This is a genomic window from Geodermatophilus dictyosporus (assembly GCF_900115505.1).
In the GTDB taxonomy this organism is placed as follows: Bacteria; Actinomycetota; Actinomycetes; order Mycobacteriales; family Geodermatophilaceae; genus Geodermatophilus; species Geodermatophilus dictyosporus.
In genome coordinates this window covers 62,417-77,601 of sequence record NZ_FOWQ01000010.1, presented here as the reverse complement: position 1 = coordinate 77,601, position 15,185 = coordinate 62,417, and the positions used below count along the sequence as shown (strand labels likewise).

The 15,185-nt window shown below is 75.8% G+C and carries 12 protein-coding genes; 9 read left to right on the top strand and 3 right to left on the bottom strand.

What is annotated here, in order from left to right:
- Positions 1-5 precede the first annotated feature (5 nt).
- Complete coding sequence (locus BMZ33_RS20220; protein WP_169064622.1) at positions 6-2,330, bottom strand: HelD family protein; 2,325 nt, start codon at positions 2,328-2,330, stop codon at positions 6-8.
- A 202-nt stretch (positions 2,331-2,532) separates the two neighbouring features.
- The gene (locus BMZ33_RS20215) at positions 2,533-3,201 is read right to left on the bottom strand and encodes a hypothetical protein (protein WP_091115590.1); all 669 of its coding nucleotides are present in this window, start codon (positions 3,199-3,201) and stop codon (positions 2,533-2,535) included.
- A 198-nt stretch (positions 3,202-3,399) separates the two neighbouring features.
- Here BMZ33_RS20215 and BMZ33_RS24555 point away from each other — a divergent pair, with 198 nt between their 5' ends.
- The 5 genes from BMZ33_RS24555 to BMZ33_RS20195 all read left to right on the top strand — a co-directional run bounded on the left by BMZ33_RS24555 (position 3,400) and on the right by BMZ33_RS20195 (position 9,355).
- Positions 3,400-3,534, top strand: coding sequence for a hypothetical protein (locus tag BMZ33_RS24555; protein ID WP_280139243.1), 135 nt, complete (start codon positions 3,400-3,402; stop codon positions 3,532-3,534).
- A 90-nt stretch (positions 3,535-3,624) separates the two neighbouring features.
- On the top strand, positions 3,625-4,422 hold the full coding sequence (locus BMZ33_RS20210) for an alpha/beta fold hydrolase (RefSeq protein WP_169064621.1): 798 nt from the start codon (positions 3,625-3,627) through the stop codon (positions 4,420-4,422).
- Positions 4,423-4,436: 14 nt separating this feature from the next.
- Entirely contained in the window at positions 4,437-7,058 is a 2,622-nt protein-coding gene (locus tag BMZ33_RS20205) for a SpoIIE family protein phosphatase (RefSeq protein WP_169064620.1), read from the top strand.
- 57 nt (positions 7,059-7,115) lie between these two features.
- Positions 7,116-8,285, top strand: coding sequence for an acyl-CoA dehydrogenase family protein (locus tag BMZ33_RS20200; protein WP_091115585.1), 1,170 nt, complete (start codon positions 7,116-7,118; stop codon positions 8,283-8,285).
- A complete protein-coding gene (locus BMZ33_RS20195) occupies positions 8,282-9,355 on the top strand; it encodes an acyl-CoA dehydrogenase family protein (RefSeq protein WP_091115581.1) in 1,074 nt (357 codons plus the stop codon). Before BMZ33_RS20200 ends, BMZ33_RS20195 begins: the two co-directional genes overlap by 4 nt.
- Before the next feature lie 40 nt (positions 9,356-9,395).
- Here the strand turns inward: BMZ33_RS20195 and BMZ33_RS20190 are convergent, their stop codons facing one another.
- On the bottom strand, positions 9,396-10,016 hold the full coding sequence (locus tag BMZ33_RS20190; RefSeq protein WP_091115579.1) for a putative quinol monooxygenase: 621 nt from the start codon (positions 10,014-10,016) through the stop codon (positions 9,396-9,398).
- A 129-nt stretch (positions 10,017-10,145) separates the two neighbouring features.
- On the opposite strand from BMZ33_RS20190, the gene BMZ33_RS20185 reads away from it, so the two are divergent.
- The 4 genes from BMZ33_RS20185 (at position 10,146) to BMZ33_RS23550 (ending at position 14,865) form a co-directional block, all read left to right on the top strand.
- On the top strand, positions 10,146-10,871 hold the full coding sequence (locus tag BMZ33_RS20185; protein WP_091115576.1) for a type 1 glutamine amidotransferase: 726 nt from the start codon (positions 10,146-10,148) through the stop codon (positions 10,869-10,871).
- A gap of 20 nt (positions 10,872-10,891) precedes the next feature.
- Complete coding sequence (locus BMZ33_RS20180; protein ID WP_091115572.1) at positions 10,892-11,626, top strand: alanyl-tRNA editing protein; 735 nt, start codon at positions 10,892-10,894, stop codon at positions 11,624-11,626.
- A 117-nt stretch (positions 11,627-11,743) separates the two neighbouring features.
- Complete coding sequence (locus BMZ33_RS20175; RefSeq protein WP_091115568.1) at positions 11,744-12,619, top strand: hypothetical protein; 876 nt, start codon at positions 11,744-11,746, stop codon at positions 12,617-12,619.
- Between the two features lie 167 nt (positions 12,620-12,786).
- Entirely contained in the window at positions 12,787-14,865 is a 2,079-nt protein-coding gene (locus BMZ33_RS23550; protein WP_169064619.1) for a hypothetical protein, read from the top strand.
- Positions 14,866-15,185: the final 320 nt, after the last annotated feature.

Below are 15,185 nucleotides of genomic sequence, written 5' to 3'. Positions count from 1 at the left end.
CTCCCTCAGGCCGCGGCCTCCTCCAGCCGGGACAGCACGGCCGGCAGCGGGCCGGGGGAGAGCACGACCAGTCGCTGGGTGGCCCGGGTCAGCGCGACGTAGAGGTCGTTGACCCCGCGCACGCCCTCGTCGAGCACCCCCTGCGGATCGGCGAGCACCACCGAGTCGAACTCCAGCCCCTTGGCGTCGCCCGGGGTCAGCACGACCGGCCCGGCGGAGGAGTCCGCGCCCGGCCCCGACTGCACGTCCGGGCGCAGCTCCCGCAGTGCTTCGACCACCTCGGCCAGCCGGCTCGGCGGCACCAGCACCGCCGTCGTCCCCTCGCCGCCGGCCAGGTCCGCCGCCACCGCCGCCGCGCGGCCGGCCAGCCCCGACGACCCGGTCACCTCGGCCGCCGGCGGCGTACCGCCGATGCGCACCGACCGCGGCGGGCGCAGGCCCGTGCCGGAGGCGGCGAGGACGTCGGCGGCCAGCTCCATGACCTCGGCGGGCGTGCGGTAGTTCACCGTCAGCTCCTCCAGCCGCCAGGCGTCGCCGACGTGCGGGCGCAGCACGGCGTCCCACCGGTCGGCCCCGGCCAGGCTGCCGGTCTGCGCCACGTCGCCGACGACGGTCATCGAGCGGGTGGGGCAGCGGCGCACCAGCAGCCGCCAGGCCATCGGCGAGAGCTCCTGGGCCTCGTCGACGACCACGTGCCCGAAGGTCCAGGTGCGGTCGGCGGCGGCCCGCTCGGCGGTGGTGCGGAAGTCGAGCTCGCGGTGCCGGTCGGCGAGGTCCTCGGCGGAGAGCAGGTCGCCGGCGCTGAGCACCTCGGCCTCCAGGTGCTCGTCCTCGAGGTCCACCGACCGCGAGCCGTGCAGCACGTCCAGCGTCTCCTGGGCGCGGGCCAGTGCGCGGCGGCGGTCCCGGTCGGCGCGGGCCCGCTGCGCGCTGTCGTCGAAGCCCAGCAGCTCCTCGGCCTCCTCCAGCAGCGGCACGTCGGCCGGCGTCCACTGCTGCGTCGACCCGGCCGACCCGCGGGGGCGGTGCAGCAGCGCGCGGTCGGCGTCGGACCACCCGGGGGTGGCCCGGGCGACGCGGTCGGGGTCGGCGTAGAGGTCGGTGAGCAGCCGCTCGGGGGTGAGCACCGGCCAGAGCTCGGCCATCAGCGACCGCACGCCGGGGTCCTCGGCCACCTCCCGGCGCAGCGCGGCGACGTCGTCGGAGTCGAACAGCTCGCGGCCGGCGTCGATGCCCGCGCCGATGCGCTCGGCGTAGCGGCGGGTCAGCAGGTCGACGACCCGCCGGACGAACACCGGCCGGGCCAGGTTGTGCAGCGGGTCGGCCCGCCGCGCGGCGTTCTGGGCGCGGGTGACGTCGACCGGCCGCAGCCGCAGCGCGAACCCGTCGACCACCAGCTCGCGCGGGCCCTCGGGCACCACCTGCCGGTCGGCGACGGCCGCGCGCAGCACGTCGACCATCTCCAGCCGGCCCTTGACCGCCGCCGTCGCCGGCGACTCCTCGCCGCGCGCGTCCAGGCCCGGCCGCAGCTGGCCCAGGCCGGCCAGCAGCACGCCGGTCTCGCCGAGGGCGGGCAGCACGTCGGCGATGTAGCGCAGGAAGGTCGGCGTCGGGCCGACGACGAGCAGCCCGCGGCGGGCCAGCCGCTCGCGGTGGGTGTAGAGCAGGTAGGCCGCCCGGTGCAGCGCCACCGCCGTCTTGCCGGTGCCCGGGCCGCCCTGGACGACGAGCACGCCGCGGTCGTCGGCGCGGATGATCCGGTCCTGCTCGGCCTGGATGGTGCGCACGATGTCGGTCATCCGCCCGGTGCGCGAGGCGTCCAGCGCGGCGAACAGCGCGGCCTCACCGGTGAGCCCGGAGCCGGCGACCCCGCCGGTGAGCACCTCGTCGTCGAGCCGGACGACGGTGCGCCCGCGGGTGCGGATGTGCCGGCGCCGCTCGATGCCCAGCGGGTGCACCGGGGTGGCGGTGTAGAAGGGACGGGCCGCGGGCGCGCGCCAGTCGACCAGCGCCGGGTCGCCGCCGGCGTCGTCGGCGGGCAGGCCGATGCGGCCGATGTAGAGCGGGCCGTCGCCGGTGCGGTCGATGCGGCCCACGCACAGGCCGGCCTCGGCGGCGTCGAGAGCGGTCACCCGCTCGGTCTGGAAGCGCACGGTGGCGTCGCGCTCCTGCAGGGCCTGCGGGTCGACCGCCGGCCAGGAGATGGCCTGGCGCAGCCGCCGCGTGGCCAGGTCGCGGGCGGCGTCGAGGCGTGTGTAGAGGTCGCTGACGTAGGTCTGCTCCTGCGCGAGCTCGGGGTCGGGGACGACGTCGGACGGGGTCGCCGGCAATGCACTTCCCTCTGCTAGAATGGTCGTCACTCTCGTGCGGATGCCATTCCCGCACCATTCCTGGCACGAGCGGCAATCGACCATCCTGCGCCTTTCGGCGGCCTGTTGTCACCTCTGGCACCGCGTGTCGGACCGCCGTGTGGCCGGCGTCGCGGGGACGCCGGCCACACGGGCCCGGGCACCGGCGGGACGGTCCGCGGGATCAGAACAGCTCGAGCAGCGCCTGGGCGACCAGGCCGCCGGTGGGCTCGGTGTCCTCCATCTGGGCGGTGAGCGCCGGCTGGTCGCCGGTCCGCGAGGAGATGCCGCTGTCGGCGGTCGCGCCGTCGGAGGCCAGGCCGTAGCCGTACTCGACGGTGCTCTCCCAGTACACCCAGCCGTCGGCCTCCGCGAACACGTAGCTCACCGTCGCGTAGGCGTAGGAGGCCGTGGTGGCGGGCTCGGAGTAGTCGGCGTACCCGTCGTCGTCGACGTCGTGGGCCAGCAGGTCGACGTAGCCGTCGTAGTCGGTGTCGGCGCCCCACTCGTCGGGCTGCGCGTTGCCGGTGGTGTCGACGCCGACCTCCTCGACGTAGCCGTCCTCGTCGGTGTCGAAGGCCCACGTGTCGGCCCAGCCGTCGAGGTCGGTGTCGAGGGCGACCTGCTCGACCAGGCCGTTCTCGTCCCAGTCGATCGCCCAGGTGTCCTCGTAGCCGTCGCCGCTGTCGTCGAAGGCGTAGGCGTCGTGGTAGCCGTTGGCGTCGGTGTCGTAGGCGTTGTACGCGACGCCGGTCGCCGACGCGGTGCCGGCGCCGGCGACGACCGCGGCCGCGACGGCGGCGGTCGGGACGGCGGTGCGGAGCAGCGTGCGGGTGAGGCGGGTGCGGGTCATGGCGGGTGCCTTCCTCGGTGAGGAGCCGGTCCTCCGGCTCGCTGCGAGGACGCTCGCGCGGGACACCTGTGCACCACTGGGACTGCTCTTGCACGCCGACTTGCACGACGACTCGGACGCAACCGGGAAGTCATCAGGACGACATGTCGTGTCCCTACCCTGGGGTGCTCACCCGGACGACAGGGAGACGAGGGCACCGTGAGCACCACCACGCTGGAGAGCACCACCGCCGAGCGGTCCACCGGGCGGGCGACCTGGACCTGCCCCAACTGCCGCGGCGAGACCACCACCGCGAAGAAGCGCTGCGCCGACTGCGGCACCTCGCGCTGGTGACCTGATCCGGGGCGGCACGGCGCGGTTCCGGCTCGCACTCGGGCGCTGACGGACGGCGACAGGGACGGCGTCGTCCGTTACGTTCGGGGGGTGCGCGTGATCACGCGGAACTGCGTCCACGTGAGCGGTCCGGCCGGCGCCCGGCCGATGCTGTTCGCCCACGGTTTCGGCTGCGACCAGAGCATGTGGCGGGCCGTCGCGCCCGACTTCGCCGTCGACCACCGGGTGGTCACCTTCGACCACGTCGGGTCCGGCGGCTCCGACCTGGCCGCCTACGACCCGGAGCGCTACGGCTCGCTGCGCGGGTACGCGGCCGACGTCGTGGACATCTGCCGCGACCTGGACCTGACCGACGTCGTGTTCGTCGGGCACTCGGTCAGCGCGATGATCGGCGTCCTGGCGGCGCAGGCGGCACCCGAGCGCTTCGGTGCGCTGGTGATGGTCGGCCCGAGCCCGCGCTACGTCGACGACGAGGGCTACACCGGCGGCTTCACCCGCGCCGACGTCGCCGCGCTGCTGGACTCCCTCGACGCCAACCCGCAGCAGTGGTCGGCCGTGCTGGCCCCGGTCGTCGCCGGTCCGGGCAACCCCGGCGTGGCCACCGAGCTCGCGCAGAGCTTCTGCCGCACCGACCCGGCGGTGGCCCGCCAGTTCGCGCGGGTCACCTTCCTGTCCGACAACCGCGACGACCTGCCGCGGGTGCGCGTGCCGACGCTGGTGCTGCAGTGCACCCAGGACGCCATCGCCCCGGAGGTGGTCGGCCGCTACGTGCACGAGCACGTGCCGGGCAGCGTGTTCCGGCAGCTGGCCGCCACCGGTCACTGCCCGCACCTGTCGGCGCCGGAGGAGACGACGGCGGCGATCCGGGCGTTCCTCGCGGGGACCTGAGGCGAGGGGGCGCGGTGGCGCACGACGAGGGACCGGCCCGCCCGGAGGGGCTGGCGCGGCTGCTCGAGGAGGACCCTGCCGACCTCTACGAGAACGCCCCGTGCGGGTACCTGTCGATGCTGCCCGACGCGCACGTGGTCAAGGTCAACGGCACCTTCTGCGCCTGGACCGGACGGCGTCCCGAGGACGTGCTCGGCCTGCGGCTGCCCGACCTGCTCAGCGCCGGCGGCCGGGTGTTCTTCGAGACCCACCTCGCGCCGCTGCTGCGGCTGCAGGGCGCGGTGCGCGAGGTGGCGCTCGACGTCGTCCGCGCCGACGGGTCGGTGCTGCCCTGCCTGCTCAACGCCGTCGAGGTGCGCGACGCCGAGGGCCGGCCGCTGCTGGTCCGCGCCACGGTGTTCGAGGCCAGCTCGCGCCGCCGCTACGAGCGGGCGCTGCTGGCCGCCCAGCAGGCCGCCACCGACGCCGAGGTGCGCGCCCGCACGATGCACCAGGTCGTCTCCGAGCTGGCCGCGGCGCGGTCGGCCGAGCAGGTCGCCGACGTGGTGGTGCGCCGGGCACGCCGGGCCCTGGAGGCCGGTGGCGCCGCGCTGTGGCTGGTGGACCGGGTGCCCGGGGCGCGGCCGGAGGGGACGGTGCCGGTCGACCTCGCGGCCTCCGACGGGCTCAGCCCCGAGCTGCTCGCCCAGCTGGCGACCGCCGCGCCGGCCGGGGCCGAGCTGGTGCGCACCGGCGGCGTGCGCGCGGCGCCGGTCGGGCCGGAGCTGCGGCAGCGCTGGCCGGGGCTGGCCGGGGCGATGGCCGAGGCCGGGCAGGAGGCGCTGGTCGTCGTCCCGGTGTCGGCCGCCGACGACCGGCACCTGGGTGCGCTGGTGCTCGTCCTGGGCGTCACCGACGACAGCGAGCTGATCAGCCTGGCCGAGCCGGGGACGCGCGGTGCGCTGTCGCCGGCCGACGCCGAGCTGCTGGCCACCCTCGGCCGGCAGGCCGGGCAGGCCCTGGAGCGGGTGCGGCTGCACGAGGAGACCGTGCGGCAGGCGGCCCGGTCGGCGTTCCTGCTCGACGCCGCCCGGCTGCTGGCCGCGGCGGGGGAGGTCGGCGAGACCCTCGAGCGGCTGGCCGAGCTGGCGGTCGCCGGGCCGGCCGACATCTGCGTGATCGACCTGCTCACCGAGCGCGGGCTGACCGCGCCGGTGGTGGCGCACGCCGACCCGGCCCGCCGGCACCTGGTCGAGCAGCTGCGCGACGAGCACCTGCCGCACCGCGACGGCAGCCACCCCTCGGTGCGGGCGATGGTGGAGCGCCGCACGATCTGGGCGCGCGGGGTGGACGAGGCGATGCTCGTGCGGATCAGCACCTCCCCGGAGCACCTGGCGGTCAGCCGGGCGCTGCAGCTCGCCGACCTCATCTGCGTGCCGCTGCTGGTGGACAACCGGCCGCTGGGCGTCATCTCGCTGGGCGCCGACGCCCGCCGCGGCCGGTTCACCGAGGCCGACGTCGACACCGCCGAGCAGCTGGCGCTGCAGATGTCGCAGGGGATGGACGTCGCCCAGCGCTTCGAGCTGGAGTCGCGCACCTCGCACGCGCTGCAGGGCAGCCTGCTGCCGCCCGAGCCGCCGGCGGTGCCCGGGCTGGCGCTGGCCGTGCGCTACCTCCCCGGCAGTCGCGGCGCCGACGTCGGCGGGGACTTCTACGACGTCGTCCCGCTGCCCGGCGGCGACCGGGTGGGGCTGGCGGTGGGGGACGTCGTCGGTCACGACGTCACCGCGGCCGCGACCATGGGCCAGCTGCGCAGCGTGCACCGGGCGCTGCTGGTCGACTGCCCCGACCCGGGGCCACTGGTGGAGCGGCTGCACGGCAGCTGGCCGCTGCTGGACCTGCCGCGGATGGCCACCGCCTTGTTCGCCACGCTGCGCCCGGCCACCGGGGAGCTGCGGATCGCCTCGGCCGGGCACCTGCCGCCGCTGCTGGTGCACGGCGGCCGCGCGGAGTACCTGCCCGTGGCGCCCGGCCGCGTGCTCGGGGCGCCGCCCGTCCCGCCGCGGGAGTGGTCGGGCCGGCTGCCCGAGGGCGCGACGCTGGTGCTGTTCACCGACGGGCTCGTGGAGAGCCGCACCGCCGACCTCGACGCCGGCCTGGACCGGCTGCGCGCCGTGGCCGCGGACGCGGCGGGGGAGGGGCCGGCCGACCCCGACGCGCTGTGCGACCGGCTGCTGGCCGCGCTCACCGGCTCCCGGCGGGCCGACGACGTCGCGCTGCTGGTGCTCACCCGGCTGCCCGGTGCGGATGCCCTGCCGCAGACCGCCGCCGCGCCGCACGCCCTCCCGCACGCCCTCCCGCACGCCCGCCCGCACGCCCTGGCCGACGCGCTGGACGGCGCCGCCGGTGACGTCACCGTCTCCGGCGACGCCATGCGCTGGTCACCCGAGCGGACCGAGGAGCGGCCGCCGTCGTCCGGCTTCCCCGGGGTGGACGTCGCCGCGGGGCTGGGCTCGTTCCTCGGCCTGGACCCCGCCGCGGTGCGCCGGCTGGTGTCGGGCGCGCTCACCCGCCTGTCCGGCGCCGTCGGCGACGCCGTCGGCGAGCTGCGCCAGCTGGCCCGCGACGTCCGCCCCGGCGGGGACGAGGACCGCTGAGGGGTGCTGTACAACCGACGGTGACAGACCGCCACGCCGACGTGGGGACCGATCGCTATGAGCAGCAACCAGTTGACCCTGGCGCCCGCGCCACCGTCCGAGGCCGCCGAGCAGGTCCGGCTCGAGGTGCGGCAGTTCCTCGCCGAGGAGCTCGCCGCCGGGACCTTCACCACGCACGTGGACACCTGGCTGTCCGGCGTGGACCCCGACTTCTCGCGCAAGCTGGGCGCCCGCGGCTGGCTCGGGATGACCTGGCCCAGGGAGTACGGCGGGCACGAGCGCACCGCGATGGAGCGCTACGCCGTCACCGAGGAGCTGCTGGCCGCCGGGGCGCCGGTGGCCGCGCACTGGATCGCCGACCGCCAGTCGGGGCCGAACCTGCTGCGCTACGGCACCGAGGCGCAGCGCAAGGAGATCCTGCCGCGCATCGCGGCCGGTGAGTGCTACTTCGTCATCGGCATGAGCGAGCCCGACAGCGGCTCCGACCTCGCCTCGATCCGCACCCGCGCCGCGCGCAACGCCGACGGCGACTTCGTGGTCAACGGCGCGAAGGTGTGGACGTCGAACGCGCACCACTCGCACTACGGGATCGTGCTCGTGCGCACCGGCCCGCCCGGGGAGGGCCCGCGCGGCAAGCACCAGGGGCTGACCCAGCTGCTGGTGGACCTGTCGCTGCCGGGCATCACCGTCAACCCGATCCGCATCCTCGACGGCGGCCACCACTTCAACGAGGTCGTGTTCGACGACGTCGTCGTCCCCGGCGACATGCTGCTGGGCACCGAGGGCGCCGGCTGGCACCAGGTGACCGCGGAGCTGGCCTTCGAGCGGTCCGGGCCCGAGCGGTTCCTCTCCACCTGGCCGCTGCTGGCGGAGTTCGGCCGCCGCGCCGCCGCCACCGGCGACCCCGCGCAGCTGGCCACGCTGGGCCGGCTCTCGGCGCGGGCGCTGGCGCTGCGGCAGCTGTCGCTGCGGATCGCCGCGGCCCTCGACCGGGGCGAGCTGCCCGACATCCCGGCGGCGCTGGTCAAGGACGTGGGGACGACGTTCGAGCAGGACGTCGTCGACGAGGTGCGCCGTGTGGTCGACGTCCCGGCGTCGCTGGACAGCCCCGACCCGCTGGGCCGGGCGCTGGCCGAGGCGCAGCTGCACGCGCCGGGCTACACGCTGCGAGGCGGGACCAACGAGATCCTGCGCGGGATCGTGGCGCGGGGGCTGGGGCTGCGATGAGCGACCAGGACCTGGTGGTCGAGACCGTCCGGGACATCCTCACCGGGCACGAGCCGCTGCTGCTCACCGCGGACCGCCCGTGGGACGAGGGCCTGTGGGCCGACCTCGCCGAGGCCGGGCTGACCGGGGTGGGGCTGCCCGAGGAGGCCGGCGGCTCCGGCGGCGAGCTGGCCGACGCGGTGGCCGTCGTGCGCACGCTGGCCGCCGGTGCCGGGGCGGTGCCGGTGGCCGAGCAGCTGCTGGTGGCCGCGCCCGCGCTGCTGGCCGCCGACCTCGACCTGCCGTCGCCCGAGGAGCCGCTGACCGTCGCCGTGGACGGCGCGGTGACGGCCGAGCCCTCCGACGACGGGGACGGCCCGGGCCGGTTCACCCTCACCGGCACCGCGGTCGACGTCCCGTGGGCCGGCGTGGCCCAGCACGTGGCGGTGCTGGCGAGCCCGCCGGCCGGGATCGAGGGCGCGGTGCTGGCCGTCGTCGACACCGCGGGGCTGGCCGCGTCGCGGGCGGTGAACCTCGCCGGCGAGCCGCGCGGGTCGCTGGTGCTCGACGGCGTCGGCGTGCCCGGGGCGCTGCTGTCGCCGGCGCAGGCGCAGCTGGTGCGCGCCCGCCTCGCCCTGGCGCGGGCGGTGCAGGTCTCCGCGGCCCTGGAGCAGGTGCTGGCCTGGACGGTGCAGTACGCCGGGGAGCGGCAGCAGTTCGGCCGGCCGCTGGGCAGGTTCCAGGCCATCCAGATGGAGCTCGCGGAGATGGCCGGCGAGGTCACCTCCACCGCCGCGCTCGTCGACGCCGCCGTCCAGGCGCTCGACCGCGGCGAGGACACCGTGGTGCTCGCCGCCGCGGCGGCCAAGGTGCGTGCGGGGTCGGCCGTCGAGGTGGTCGCCAAGCGGGCCCACCAGGTGCACGGCGCGATCGGGTTCACCCAGGAGTACCGGCTGCACCACCTCACCCGCCGCTGCTGGTCGTGGCGCGACGAGGGCGGCAACGAGCTGGTGTGGTCGCGCGCGCTGGGCGCCGGCCTGGTCGCCGGCGGCGGCGACGACCTCTGGCCGGCCCTCACCCGCGTGGTGTGAACCCGGGCCGGCGCCGGCCCGGCTCCGCTTGGCTCGGCCCTCAGACCGTCTCGGGGACGCGCAGGTGCGCCAGGACGAGGTCGAACTCGTCGTGGTCGGTGATCTCGATGCGCATGAGACGGGCGAAGTCGTCGCGGCTGGCGCGGGCGTGCGTGCGGGAGGACTCCATGCAGTCGCGGTCCTCGAAGGTGACCGCGGACGCCGACAGGCCCTGCTCGCGGTCGAGGAACAGGCTCACGCTGCAGAAGCCGGGGTAGTCCTCCATCCGCGGCACCATGACCGATCGGTAGGCGTCGAGGACGCGGTCGACCTGTGAGGGGTCGGCCCTGGTCCAGGTCACCCGCGTGCACGCACCCGACGGCGCCTCCGAGCGCCGGTGCATGACCGCGACCTCCCAGTCGTGCACCTCCGGGGGCCCGCCGAAGATGCTCGCCGCCCGCTCGCGCAGCCCGCGGACGCCCTCGGCGCTGGCCCGCATCGCCTCGGCGTCGTGCCAGGAGGACGTGACGATGCACCGCCCGCTCTCCCGGTCGGCCAGCATCGACAGTCCGACGCAGCCCGGCATCGCCGTGACCGCGGGCATCACCTCGTCACAGACGTAGGAGATGCCGTCGTCGATGGTCACCGGGGCGCCGTTGAGCGTGGTCGAGCGTGCGTACATGCCGTCCTCCTCACAGGACGGCGGCGCCCGCGCGGCACCGCCGCGACGACAGCCTGCTCGCGGTCGCGCGCCAGGGGAAGCCCCTGCCCGTGCGTCGGGGTGTGTCGGCCGGGTGCCGATGATGGGTGCATGCAGACCGCGCTCGTCCTGGTCCACGACGCCGAGCCCTCCCGGGGACACCGGCTGGTCGGCACGCTGCGGCCGGCGCTGGAGGCGCAGGGCCTCGACGTCGTCGTCGGGACGACGGTCGGGCACTCGCCGCTGCTCACGGACCTGCCCGACCCGGGCCTGCTGCGCACGCTCGTGGTGATGGGCTCGGGCGCGGCCGCCTACGACGACACGGTGCCCTGGCTGGCCGCCGAGCTGGCCTACCTGCGCCGCGCGGTGGACGCCGGGACGCCGGTGCTCGGCGTCTGCTTCGGCGGGCAGGCGCTGTCGCGGGTGCTCGGCGGGGCGGTGAGCGCGGCGCCGGCCGGGGAGCACGGGTTCCTGACGGTCGAGACGGCCGACTCCGCGCTGGTGCCGGCCGGGCCGTGGTTCGAGTACCACGGCGACCGGTTCACCGTGCCGCCCGGCGGCGTCGAGGTGGCCCGCACGTCGCGTGCGGTCCAGGCGTTCGCGCTCGGGCCGCACCTGGGCGTGCAGTTCCACCCGGAGATCGACCCGGGCGCGTTCTCCGCGTGGGAGGAGACCTGGGAGCTGACCGGCCCGCCGCCGCCGGAGGCCGCCGCGCTGGTGCCTCGCCTGCGGGCGCAGATCGCGGCCCGGCGGGAGACCTCGGCCGCGGCGTGCGCACGGCTGGTCGCGGCGTTCCTGGCGCGCGCCGATGGGCTGTCCGGCGACCGGGCGGCCTGACCGCGGGGCACGATGCCGGGGTGAGCGCTGACCGGCACGGACACACCCACCGCCTCGACCTGGCCGATGCCACCGTCCGCGAGTGGGACGCCACCGTCGTGGCCGCCGACCCCGAGCAGGGCATCGTGCTCGACCGTTCGGCCTTCTACCCGGGCGGCGGCGGGCAGCCGCCGGACGAGGGCGTGCTGCTGTGGGGCGGCGTCCGCACCCGCATCGCCGGCACCCGCAGGGGCGACGAGCTGTACCTGCTCCCGGTCGAGGGCGACCCGGTACCGCCGCCGGGGACCGCCGTCCGGGGTGCCCTGGACGACGAGCGGCGGACGGCGCTGATGCGCACCCACTCGGGGCTGCACGTGCTCACCGGCGTCGTGCTGCGCGACTTCGGCGCCAAGGTCACCGGCGGCAACATGGAGCCGCTGACCGCCCGGATGGACTTCGACCTCGCCGAGGTGCCCGCCGACTTCAAGGACCGGGTGGCCGAGGCGGTCAACGCCGAGATCACCGCCGACCGGCCGATCGTCGTGCGGACCCTCCCGCGTGAGGAGGCCTACGCCATCCCCGACCTGATCCGCACCGCGACCGACCTGCTGCCGCCGGACATCGAGCAGGTGCGGATCGTCGACGTCGTCGGGCTGGACCTGCAGGCCGACGGCGGCACGCACGTGGCCTCGACGGCGATGGTCGGCCGGGTGGAGGTGGTCAAGATGGAGAGCAAGGGCCGTGGGTTCCGGCGGCTGCGCGTGCGAATCGTCTGATGCTGTCTCTCGACACGGCCGTTGTGCCAGCCGCATCGTGATCGTTGTGTCACGCTCTGTGATGTGACGATGGCGGCGGTGTCCCGACTGCGGTCCTCCTCGCGCCTCCTGCGTCGAGTGAGCCTGGGCCACTTCATCTTGCGGCGACAGATCCGCAACAGCGGCGTCCTCTCGGCTGTCGACGCTGGCCTCGGTGGTTCGCTCCCGGCAATCCTCGCTCGGCAGCGAGTCGCGGTCTCCTGGATCCGTGTGATCCGCCCGTTGATCGCGGCGCTGCTGATGGTGGGGCTGGGGCTGCTCGTCGGATACGCGGGCGCGCTCAGGGCCTCGACGCCGTGGGTCGTCGTCGGCGCCGTGATCAGCGGTGCCGGCTACGTGATCGAGATCGTGTTGCTCGTGCTCGGCAACCGAGTGGCGACGCCGGCCACCACGGTGATCGACACGAAGGACCTCGTCCTCTTCCTGGAACGCCACGAGGCCGATTGGGGGGACCTGGGGACCCAGCGGACCATCCTGTTGCGTCTGGAGTCCCTCGCACGCAAGTACGAGCGTCTCCCGCTCATGCTCGCTACGGGTTCACGGCAGGAGAGGCAGGAGTTGCGGCGCCGGGGTGCACAGATGGCGGGCGACCTGAGGTCCCTCAAACGCCGCGTGCACACACCCTCGACGTTCCCGGTCGAGCACCTGCTCGTCCACCTGCGCAGGCACCTGAGCCTGCAGGTGTGCAACAGGTGGGATCGCCTCCCTCTGGGAGTGACACCTGAGGACTTCGACGGCTCGTCGAGGAGCGCTCGGATCCTCACCTACGCGCTGGGAGGGGTCCTGCTCGTCATCGCGGTGGCCTTGCCGATCGTCGGCTCCGTGTGGGGCTTTCCCGGGACGGCCGGAGGTCTCGTGGTCAGCGTCATCGCGGTCACGGTCCTGACGCGCGCGGGTTTGAGCCCCCGGGTGGCCCAACAGCTACGTGACGCACTGTTGCAGCCTGCGGCTTAGGAACACCCACCTGTCCTCCGCGTGACGATCGATACCCCGCAGGTGAACCCCAGCAGCACCGCGGGCACTCGTGGCTGGCTGTGCTCCTGGGCGGGTGCGGGTACGAATCGTCTGATCCCGTTCCGTCCGCGGTGCGGACCGGATAGTCCGGCTCTAGCCTGTCGGTGATGGACGGTGGGCGCTCAGCCGAGGCGGCCGCGGGTTCCGCGGTCAGTGGGTGCTGGGCGCGCCGGGTCCTCCTGCTGATCGGGCTCCTGGGCTGCCTGTGCGCGCTGGCGCTCGCTCTCCCCGGCGCCGCGCGCGCCGACGACGGCCTGCCCGACCCGGCCGGGGACGTGGTCGACGCGGCGACCGAGCCGGTCGCGGAGGCGGACGTCGAGTCGGCGGCCGACACGGTGGTCGAGGTGGCGGAGCCGGTCGTCGAGACGGTGGTGGACGACGAACCGCCGGCCGTAGAGCCGGTGACCGACGAGGTGGTCGAGCCGCCGGCTCCGGTCGAGGCCGTCGTGCAACCGGTCGCCGAGGACGTTGCCGAGGACGTTGCCGAGGACGTTGCCGAGGACGTCGCCGAGGACGTTGCCGAGGACGTCGCCGAGGACGTCGCCGAGGACGTCGCCGAGGACGTCGCCGAGGACGTCGCCGAGGACGTCGCCGAGGACGTCGCCGAGGACGTCGCCGAGGACGTCGCCGAGGACGTCGCCGAGGACGCGCCGCCCGTTGTCGAGCCCGCGACCGAGGCCGTTGTCGAGCCCGTCGTGAACGAGGTCGTGGAACCGGTCGTCGAGCCGGTGAGCGACACCGCCACCGAGCCGGTGGCCGAGACTGTCGTGCCCGTCGTGGAGACTGTCGCCGAGCCTGCGATCGAGCCGGTGGTCGAGCCGGTCGCTGAGGTCGTGCCCCCGGTCGCAGTACCGGTCATCGATGTCGTGACGCCGGTGGTCGAGGACGTGGCCCCGGTGGCACGCCCGGTCGTCAAGGCGGCTGGCCCGGGAGCCCGACCGGTCGTCCCCGTCCTGGGAGCTGGTCCGCCCGGACTCCAGGTCGCGAGGCCTCCGACGGTCGCCGCGCCGATCGTCGAGGCGGTGACGCCGGTCCTCGCGCCTGCGGTCGAGGTGGCCGCGCCGCTCGTCGAGGTGGCTGCGCCCGTCACCGAGACAGGAGCGCCCGTCCTGGCGCGCGCGGCCGAGGTGATGGCCCCGGTGGCCAAGGCGGTGGCCGAGGCGGTGGCGCCCGTTCCGGCGCCCGTGGCCGAGGTGGTCGCGCCAGAGGCGCCGGTCGTCGAGGTGTCAGCACCCGTCATCGGGTCGGTGAGTCCCGTCGTCGAGGACGTGGCACCGGTGGTCCGATCGGTGGCTCCCGTGGTCGCGGCGGGGGTACCGGTCGTCGAGATGGCCGCCCCGCTCACCGGGTCGGTGGCGCCGGTCGTCGACGTGGCGGCACCCGTCGTCGAGCGCGTGCCGGCGGGGGCCACCGGGTTCCGGACGCCGGCCGTCCCGCTCGTCGCGACGCTGACGCCCGTCGTCGACGCGGTGGTGCCGGCGCCGGTGACCGGGATCGTCGACGCGGTCGCGCCCATCGTCGTGCCGGCGACCGAGATCGCCGCGCCGGTGGTCGACGCGGTGGTGCCGGCGCCGGTCGACCTCCCTGTGGCCGACGTGGTCGCCGAGGCCGTGACGCCGGTGGTCGAGGTCGTCGCAGCGGCGCCGGTGGGCAAGCACCTCGTTCCGGTCGCCGACGCCGACGCCGTGGAGCCACTCGTCGCGCCGGTGACCGAGGTCGTGCCGCCGGACACCACGGTGGCGGCGCCGGTCGTCACTTCGGCAGCTGTCGCCGTGGCGCCCGCGGCCGGCCCGGCCGTTGCGCTGATCGTCCAGCAGTCGCTGCTGTCGGCCGTGGCCGCGCTCACCCTGCCGGTGGCCGACCCGCCTTCCCGGGTCTCCTCCGAGCGGTCCGACGGGAACGTCGGATCCACCCACGCGTCCACGCCGCCCACACCGTCACTCGCCGACGGCACCGTCCCCGCCGGCGGCCCGGCGTCCGACCCGGTGCCGTTGCCCGCCGCTCCAGCGCCCGCGCCCGCGCCTGCGCCGGTCGCCTCGGCGTCGTCCTCGGGGCTGCTGGCCTTCCCGGAGGCCGTGCTCGTGGCCGGCCTGCCCGGGTTCGTGACCGCGGCGACCAGCGGCGGGGCCCAGGTCCACCACGTCGCGTCCCCGACCCTCGCCACCCCCGGCTTCTCGCCCGACTGACCCCTCCCCGGCGTGCACGCGACCGCCGGGACCGGTCCTCCCGCTCCCCGCACCGGTCGCTCGTGCACGCCTCCCTGGCGTGACCCCGACCTGGGCGACTGGGCCGGGGCCACCGGGCGGGGAGGTATCGGGGTTGGGGGTACCGCTGCTGGCAGCCTGCGCTCGCGCGCGGGACCCCTGACCTCCCCGCCCGACGTGAGGGCGGCGGAGGCGGCGCTCGACGAGACGGTCGCCGCCTCCGCCGGCCGCGCTGCCGACCGTACGGGTCCCCACGATCGGGGAGGCCCCGCACGCGCCGGCGGTCGGGCACAGTGCGCGCC

What these genes read in the sequence shown, in the direction of transcription:
- BMZ33_RS20190 (WP_091115579.1), bottom strand. Translation starts at nt 10,016, where the DNA reads ATGTACGCACGCTCGACCACGCTCAACGGCGCCCCGGTGACCATCGAC.
- BMZ33_RS20200 (WP_091115585.1), top strand. Translation starts at nt 7,116, where the DNA reads ATGAGCAGCAACCAGTTGACCCTGGCGCCCGCGCCACCGTCCGAGGCC.
- BMZ33_RS20185 (WP_091115576.1), top strand. Translation starts at nt 10,146, where the DNA reads ATGCAGACCGCGCTCGTCCTGGTCCACGACGCCGAGCCCTCCCGGGGA.
- BMZ33_RS23550 (WP_169064619.1), top strand. Translation starts at nt 12,787, where the DNA reads ATGGACGGTGGGCGCTCAGCCGAGGCGGCCGCGGGTTCCGCGGTCAGT.
- BMZ33_RS20195 (WP_091115581.1), top strand. Translation starts at nt 8,282, where the DNA reads ATGAGCGACCAGGACCTGGTGGTCGAGACCGTCCGGGACATCCTCACC.
- BMZ33_RS20215 (WP_091115590.1), bottom strand. Translation starts at nt 3,201, where the DNA reads ATGACCCGCACCCGCCTCACCCGCACGCTGCTCCGCACCGCCGTCCCG.